Here is a 775-nt window from a genome sequence, read left to right as displayed (position 1 = left end):
GAGGAACTGGGCTCGGCCATGACCGGCGCCGCCGCCGGTCACCTCGAAGCAGCACCGGAGGACGAGGCCTGATGAAGAAGTTCGACAAGGACCGGCTGATCCTGGGCTTCGCCGGCCCGGCGCTCGCCCTGGTCGTCGCGTTCGCCCTCAGCACCCTGGTGCTGCTCATCTCGAACCGCGACCCGTTCGAGCTGTACCGCCTCCTCTTCGAGCAGGTGTCGTACAGCGACGTACAGGTCCTGATCATCAACCAGGCCGGTACGTACTACCTCGCCGCTCTCGCGGTCGCGGTCGGCTTCAGGATGAACCTCTTCAACATCGGCGTCGACGGGCAGTACCGGCTCGCGGCGATGGTGGCCGCCCTCGTCGGGGCCAGCGTCACCCTCCCCGGTCCGCTCCACATCGCCCTGACCGTGATCGTGGCCATGCTGGTCGGCGCGTTCTGGGCCGGCATCGCCGGCGTCCTCACAACGACCCGCGGGGTGAGCGAGGTCGTCGCGACGATCATGCTCAACTCCATCTCGACCTCGCTGATCGCCTGGCTGATCCTGCCGACGAACTTCGGCGACCAGGCGGCCGGCTCCAACCACCTCACGCCCGGCGAGATCCCGGAGGCCGGCTGGTTCCCGGGCCTCCCGCTGAGCCCGGACGCCGGTGAGATCTACGGATTCACCTTCGTCGCCGCGGGCTGCGGACTCGTCTACTGGCTCGTCCTGAACCGCACCCGGTTCGGCTTCGACCTGCGCGCCACGGGCGCCAGCGAGAGCGCCGCCCA

General features: G+C 69.0%; 1 protein-coding gene. It reads left to right on the top strand.

Features of this window, described 5'->3' with window-relative positions:
* Positions 1–71 precede the first annotated feature (71 nt).
* Positions 72–775, top strand: a 704-nt coding sequence (locus D8M29_RS13175) for an ABC transporter permease (protein WP_148111648.1), incomplete at its 3' end; no start/stop codon positions are given.

Source organism: Micrococcus sp. HSID17227 (assembly GCF_003989405.1).
In the GTDB taxonomy this organism is placed as follows: Bacteria; Actinomycetota; Actinomycetes; order Actinomycetales; family Micrococcaceae; genus Micrococcus; species Micrococcus luteus.
Note: the sequence above shows the minus strand (reverse complement) of the source record. Positions and strands in the feature narration are given on the sequence as shown.